This window comes from Paraglaciecola sp., assembly GCF_051252315.1.
Taxonomy (GTDB): domain Bacteria; phylum Pseudomonadota; class Gammaproteobacteria; order Enterobacterales; family Alteromonadaceae; genus Paraglaciecola.
This window is the reverse complement of record NZ_JBPOFP010000062.1, coordinates 21915-28115: the sequence shown is the minus strand read 5'-3', so window position 1 is coordinate 28115 and position 6201 is coordinate 21915. Positions and strand designations below refer to the sequence as shown.

At 39.2% G+C, this 6201-nt stretch carries 6 protein-coding genes; 5 read left to right on the top strand and 1 reads right to left on the bottom strand.

Features of this window, described 5'->3' with window-relative positions:
* The first annotated feature begins 23 nt into the window (after nt 1-23).
* The 4 genes from rpsF (at nt 24) to ACSHXM_RS13160 (ending at nt 4229) form a co-directional block, all read left to right on the top strand.
* Nucleotides 24-443 carry a 30S ribosomal protein S6 gene (gene rpsF, locus ACSHXM_RS13175; protein ID WP_435689230.1) on the top strand — a complete coding sequence of 140 codons (420 nt, stop codon included), beginning with the start codon at nt 24-26 and terminating at the stop codon, nt 441-443.
* Nucleotides 443-670, top strand: a complete 228-nt coding sequence (gene rpsR / locus ACSHXM_RS13170; RefSeq protein WP_215927140.1) for a 30S ribosomal protein S18 — start codon at nt 443-445, stop codon at nt 668-670. The genes rpsF and rpsR overlap by 1 nt, the downstream gene beginning before the upstream one ends.
* A 15-nt stretch (nt 671-685) precedes the next feature.
* Nucleotides 686-1138 carry a 50S ribosomal protein L9 gene (gene rplI / locus ACSHXM_RS13165; protein ID WP_435689229.1) on the top strand — a complete coding sequence of 151 codons (453 nt, stop codon included), beginning with the start codon at nt 686-688 and terminating at the stop codon, nt 1136-1138.
* Between the two features lie 301 nt (nt 1139-1439).
* Complete coding sequence (locus ACSHXM_RS13160) at nt 1440-4229, top strand: sensor domain-containing protein (protein ID WP_435689228.1); 2790 nt, start codon at nt 1440-1442, stop codon at nt 4227-4229.
* Here the strand turns inward: ACSHXM_RS13160 and ACSHXM_RS13155 are convergent.
* Nucleotides 4198-5202 (bottom strand): PstS family phosphate ABC transporter substrate-binding protein, encoded by a 1005-nt coding sequence (locus ACSHXM_RS13155; protein WP_435689227.1) that lies wholly within the window; start codon nt 5200-5202, stop codon nt 4198-4200. The two genes, ACSHXM_RS13160 and ACSHXM_RS13155, sit on opposite strands and share 32 nt — an antisense overlap.
* Nucleotides 5203-5463: 261 nt before the next feature.
* Here ACSHXM_RS13155 and ACSHXM_RS13150 point away from each other — a divergent pair, with 261 nt between their 5' ends.
* Nucleotides 5464-6201: a DUF1538 family protein gene (locus ACSHXM_RS13150; RefSeq protein WP_435689226.1), complete on the top strand. Its 738-nt coding sequence runs from the start codon at nt 5464-5466 to the stop codon at nt 6199-6201.

Sequence of the window (6201 nt, the reverse complement as noted above, 5' to 3'; positions counted from 1 at the left end):
CTACAACCGTGAGGAGCAATATGATGCGTCATTACGAAATCGTATTCATGGTTCACCCTGACCAGAGTGAACAAGTTCCAGGTATGATCGAGCGTTATACCGGAATTCTTACCCAAGATGGCGGCACTATCCACCGCTTGGAAGATTGGGGCCGTCGTCAATTGGCATACCCGATCGATAAACTTCATAAAGCACACTATGTTCTTGTTAACGCTGAAGCAACTGCTGAAGCTGTTGAAGAGCTAGAAACTGCTTTCCGTTTTAATGATGTTGTTTTGCGTAACCTAGTTATGCGTACCAAAGGTGCTGTTACTGAACAGTCTCCAATGGCTAAAGAAGAACGTCGTGAAAAACGTGAAGAAAAATCATATGACAAGCCAGCCGCTGCTCCTGTTAAAGAAGCACCAGCTGAAGCTGCAGACGCACAAGAAGGAGACGCATAATGGCTCGTTTTTTTAGACGTCGTAAGTTCTGTCGTTTTTCTGCTGAAGGTGTTGCTGAGATTGATTACAAAGACATCGCAATGTTGAAAAACTACATCACTGAAAGTGGTAAAATTGTACCTAGCCGTATCACTGGAACTAGCGCGAAGTATCAGCGTCAGTTGTCAACTGCTATCAAGCGCGCGCGCTTCTTGGCATTGCTTCCATATACTGATTCTCACAAGTAATCGTAGGTAGCAAAGATGGAAATCATATTATTAGACAAGATCGCTAACCTAGGCGGCTTGGGTGACACTGTCACTGTAAAATCAGGTTATGCACGTAACTTCTTGTTCCCTCAAGGAAAAGCAGTTCCTGCAACTAAAATTAACGTTGAGAAGTTTGAACAGCGTCGCGCTGAGCTAGAAGCAAAAATTGCTGAAGGCCTAGCTGCTGCACAAGCTAAAGCAGAAAAAATCGCTGCGCTAGGTGAAGTGACTATTGCTTCTCCTGCTGGTGATGAAGGTAAGTTATTCGGTTCTATCGGTACTCGCGATATCGCTGATGCAATTACTGCTGCTGGTGTTGAAGTGGTTAAATCAGAAGTTAAATTACCTACTGGTACTTTACGTGAAACTGGCGAATACGAAATTGATTTGCAAGTTCACTCTGACGTAACAACGACTATCAAACTAGTTGTTATTCAAGAAGCTTAATTTAAGCTTACTGAAGTTAGTTTTAAAAAGCCGTTTCTGGTAACAGAAACGGCTTTTTTGTTGGTAATTTAACGGAGAAAGGTACATAGGTATGTACATATAAATAAGAGTATTTATTTATACAACCTAAATTTAATTAAACTGTCATATTGTTCCTCTATTTTGATTAGCCGAACTCAAGAATACTTACGGATATATATACTTAGTGAAGTATTTTGCTAATCCACATAAGCGAGTCTATTGGCTCCCAGCTTTGTTATTTGTTTTTCTTTTTATTGCTTTTAGTGTGGCACGTTCTTTTTTGTCTGATCACGAAATACAAAAACGAAAAGCGTTGGCGAATGTGGTGGCATCACAAACTTCAACTTCTTTGGAGGTGTTTTCAGCAGATAGAAAACGCGCCCTAGAAAATTTAGTTTTATCTTGGCCTGCAAGGCACCCTAACCCAGTTGATTGGTTTCATACTCACGCCTCTGACATTAAAAACATTATGCCTGGCATTCGAGATGTATGGTGGGTTAATCCTGATTTCACTATTCGTTGGAGTTTGTCTTTAAACCATAAAGACAGGTTACTTAATTCTCATCTCGGGCAGTATGGCATTGATGTGGAACATTTGTCTTCTCACGGTCTTGCCACAAGTTTGTATTCTAGTTATGGACTGGCAACCTTGTATGCGTTAAAGGTTGACCCAAACAACCACTCTTTGGGTTATGTCGTAGCGAGTTTTGATGTTAAAACCACTTTAGAAGTTTTGATTGGGGAGTTAGTGGGGCCTGAATTTAACTTTTTGTTGCGTGATCAAGACACACAGTTATTAACTCATGGAAATTTAATTGAAGACCTAACCTTGGTAAAGGTGTCCTTAAACTTTGCCGACCGAAATTGGCAATTATGGTTACAAAGCCCTGCTCAAGCTGTGCCAATGAGCCGTTTGATTTTTTGGCTTGGTTGTTTAATGTCATTCTTAGTTTGTTTGTTTTTTTATTGGCAGCTGTCCCATGCCATTCAGTCTAGTAAGAGCCAAGCTCATTATAAAGCGGCCAGTGAAGCAGCTTTAGATAGCATATTGATATTTGAATGTGTGTGCGACAGCAAGCAGGGTATTTGTGATTTTCGTTTAGTGGATGCAAATAAGTTAGCCTTAAAACGTATCCATCTAGATCTTAAAAAACCTGCTAATTTGTTACTTACTGAACACTTAAAGATATTGCAAGTGCCTCATCTATTCGAACAATTTAAACAGGTGAGCCAGTCTGGTAGGCCGTTTGAACATACCTTAAATAATTCCTCTGCGCTGTTTGATGGGCAGTGGATGCGATTACAGGTAGTAAAAGCTGATTCCGGTTTAGCCATGACAGTTAGGGATATTTCATTACGTTATGAGTCTCAATTAAAATTAAAAAATAGCGAAGCTAGATTTAGACGATTGGTTGATGGTTTAAATCGAGACTTTGTTTATTCTTTGTCTCCTGATAATCGTTATCAATTTGTTAGTACCAGTGTGAGTAATATATTGGGTTACAAACCTGATGAGTTTATTGCCAATGCAAATTCATATCTGTTGACAGTGCCAGATAATATTCGTCAAATCCGTCAACGCCAGTCTAAAGGATTAAAAACGCCATCTTATGTTCAGACCTTGTTATCTGCTGACAACAAAGAGATTTCTATTGAATGTAATGATTCCCCTGTTTTTGACGAAAATGGCAAGTTAGTAGCAATAGAGGGAATTGCTAGAGATGTAACAGAAGACTTGATCCTAAAACAAAAAATATACTATCAAGCAAATCATGACCCGTTAACTGGTCTGTATAATCGATACGCTTTTGATATTAAATTAAAAGACATGATAACTAATATCCCCGAAGAACATACCACGGCTAGTTTATGTTACATCGATATGGATAAGTTTAAGATCATTAATGATACTTGTGGCCACCAAGCTGGTGATCAACTTCTTAAGGGCATAGCTAACTTATTACAGCAAAATATTGGTAAGCGAGATGTGTTAGCTCGTGTGGGTGGAGATGAATTTTGTTTGTTGTTGCTAGAACAAACTCAAATTGAAGTTAAGCGCAGCGTACAAAAGTTGCTGGACAGTGTCTCGGCATTTCGCTTTGAGTGGCAAGGCCGCGTCTTTCATATTGGGGCAAGTGTTGGTATTGTGCAAATGGACAAAGCCAATTTAAATGCGGTTGATGTGATAAAAGCGGCTGACAGTGCCTGTTACCTAGCGAAGTACAATGGTAGAAATCAGTATATTTTCCATGATAATACTGAATCTGGAATAGAGTTTAGAAATACCGAGCTGAAGATGTTGGGGCAGGTTCAAACCGCATTAGATCAAAATAATTTTGAGTTATATTTCCAAACTATCAAACCTCTGGACATTGCAGCCAATCAGAAGATTCGTTATGAAATTTTGTTACGCATGTACGACGAACACGGCAAGGTAATAAGCCCAGGTGTATTTATTCCAATCGCCGAAAGGCACGGCTTAATGAGTAGGGTTGATGAATGGGTGTTCACTCATACCCTGGCTTTGCTTGAATCTTACCCTGAGCATGTTAAAGATTTAGATAAATGTGCAATTAATTTATCTGGTGCCAGTATTAATAGTCCTTCATTAATGAAAAAGTTATTAAATACACTACAACGTACCAATGTGCCGAAAGACAAATTGTGTTTTGAAATAACCGAAACCTCGGCGGTCACTAATCTAGTTAAAGCGGCAAACGTCATTGAAGATATTCGTAACTTGGGTTGTAAGTTTGCATTGGATGATTTTGGTGCTGGAATGTCTTCGTTTACTTACTTAAAGAATATGAAAGTGGACTACGTGAAGATTGATGGCTCGTTTGTGAAGAACATGTGTAATGATGTTTGTGATTTTGCCACTGTTAAGGCTATTCACGAAATTGCGCATAGTATGGGCAAACAAACTATTGCTGAATTTGTGGGTGATATAGAAACCGAGCAGAAACTACAACAACTAGGTGTGAATTTTGCTCAGGGTTACGGTATCTCTGCTCCAACTCCCTTTGCAGACTATTTACTTAGTTATGGAGTGGAAGCCGTAGCATCTTAAGTTGTTCTTTACGTACTGACTTTGACAAGGGAATATAACCATCTTGTGTGACAACCTTCTGCCCTTTTTCAGATAAAACCAATCGCAAGAAGTTTTGTATTTTTGAGGGAATAGGGTTGGACTGTGGCCAGTTGATATAAATGTATAAAAACCGTGCCAATGGATAAGTTTGGTTTTGTACGTTAGCAGCTGTGGAGGGGACGATTTCTCCGTCATTAGATAATAGTGGCAGCGCTTTTACTCCAGAAGTTTTAAAGCCTAAACCCGAAAAACCAATTGCAAACTTTGTATGACTTATCACTTGGATAAGAGATGTTGAGCCGGGTTGAAGAGACACGTTTGGTTTAAATTCACCATTACATAAGGCTTTGCGTTTAAAAAAACCATATGTGCCCGATATCTTATTCCGCCCAATTAGTTCTATAGGATGATTTTTCCACTTACCTGTTAGACCTAGCTGTTGCCAACTATCAATGCTGGGTTGAAAATGGCATTTTTGAGTAGCGGAAAACATACGGTCGATTTGTGCCAGAGATATGTTATCCAAAGGGTTATCACGATTAACATACATAACCAGTGCATCCATTGCTACTTTCACAGGGGTGGGCCGATAACCAAATTTTTGTTTAAAAGTACTGACTTCGTGTGAAGTCATCAATCGGCTCATAGGCCCTAAATCAGCTTGGTTGTTAAACAACATTTTTACAGCTGTGGTTGAACCTTCTGAATGAAGTTCAAAACCTATTTTAGGATATTGAACGTGGAATTCTTTAGACCAAAAATGCATCAGGTTGGCGAGAGTATCTGAGCCAAAGGAAACAATATTTTTGGAGGCCCCAAAATGAATGGTATTTGGAGTTTGAAGCTCACTTTGCGCAGTTTGTGCTTGAGCCGAACAGCTTAAACTTATCAATAGGCTAAAGCTCGCAATGTAAGGTACTTTGTTGATTGTACGAAAAATCTTGTCTGCCATATCATATTTAGTTAATGAGAAGCTTGAGTAATTATAATGAACGAATATGTCAATTTAACGACAAAATTTAGGCGGGCGAACTAAGAATCATGTCACAAATCGGGTTAGTGATTTAAAACCGATGCTTTTATACCCGATAACTAAATCTTCCATGTTGTTTAGAGGGCTTTCAAGTTTTGGATATTTTACTTTTAAATCGTTTTATCAATAACTTTCAATGTGTTATGGTTAAAATATTACCATTACAAAAAGTAAGGTTATATGCAGCAGTTATGGGTGTTTTTTAGATCATTGGTTGGAAGCTGCAAAGACCTATTACCGATCATTCTGGTTATCGGTTTTTTCCAATTTGCCGTTTTACAGCAGCCTTTACCTAACTTAGGCGATATTATAATTGGCCTGATATTAGTCATATTAGGGCTAACATTTTTCATCTATGGTCTTGAATTAGGTTTATTTCCTATTGGTGAGTCTATGGCTCAATCTTTTGCCCGAAAAGGCAGTGTTTCTTGGTTGCTCACTTTTGCTTTTTGTTTGGGCTTTGGCACAACCGTCGCTGAGCCTTCTTTGATTGCTGTGGCTAAAGAAGCGGCTAATGTGGCTGCAAATGGTGGCATTATTGAGCTCACCGATATAGCACAAGCTGAGTATGCAAATGGCTTAAGGTTTACCGTTGCCTTCTCTGTAGGTTTAGCTATCGTTTTAGGGGTGTTACGAATTCTTCGTGGTTGGCCCATTCATTATTTAATTATTGGTGGCTATGCTGTGGTAGTCATAATGACTGCCTTTGCACCTAAGTGGATTATTGGTATTGCCTATGACTCTGGTGGTGTAACGACTTCAACCATAACTGTACCACTGGTGACTGCTCTGGGTGTGGGGTTGGCGTCAGCAATTAAAGGGCGTAACCCTATGATTGATGGGTTTGGATTGATTGCTTTTGCCTCTCTAACACCAATGATTTTTGTTATGGCTTACGGCATGGTAATAGGAGGGTAG

Bases quoted from the DNA above. Each gene is read 5' to 3' on its own strand.
- rpsR (WP_215927140.1), top strand. From the start codon at position 443: ATGGCTCGTTTTTTTAGACGTCGTAAGTTCTGTCGTTTTTCTGCTGAA.
- ACSHXM_RS13155 (WP_435689227.1), bottom strand. From the start codon at position 5,202: ATGGCAGACAAGATTTTTCGTACAATCAACAAAGTACCTTACATTGCG.
- ACSHXM_RS13150 (WP_435689226.1), top strand. From the start codon at position 5,464: ATGCAGCAGTTATGGGTGTTTTTTAGATCATTGGTTGGAAGCTGCAAA.
- rplI (WP_435689229.1), top strand. From the start codon at position 686: ATGGAAATCATATTATTAGACAAGATCGCTAACCTAGGCGGCTTGGGT.
- rpsF (WP_435689230.1), top strand. From the start codon at position 24: ATGCGTCATTACGAAATCGTATTCATGGTTCACCCTGACCAGAGTGAA.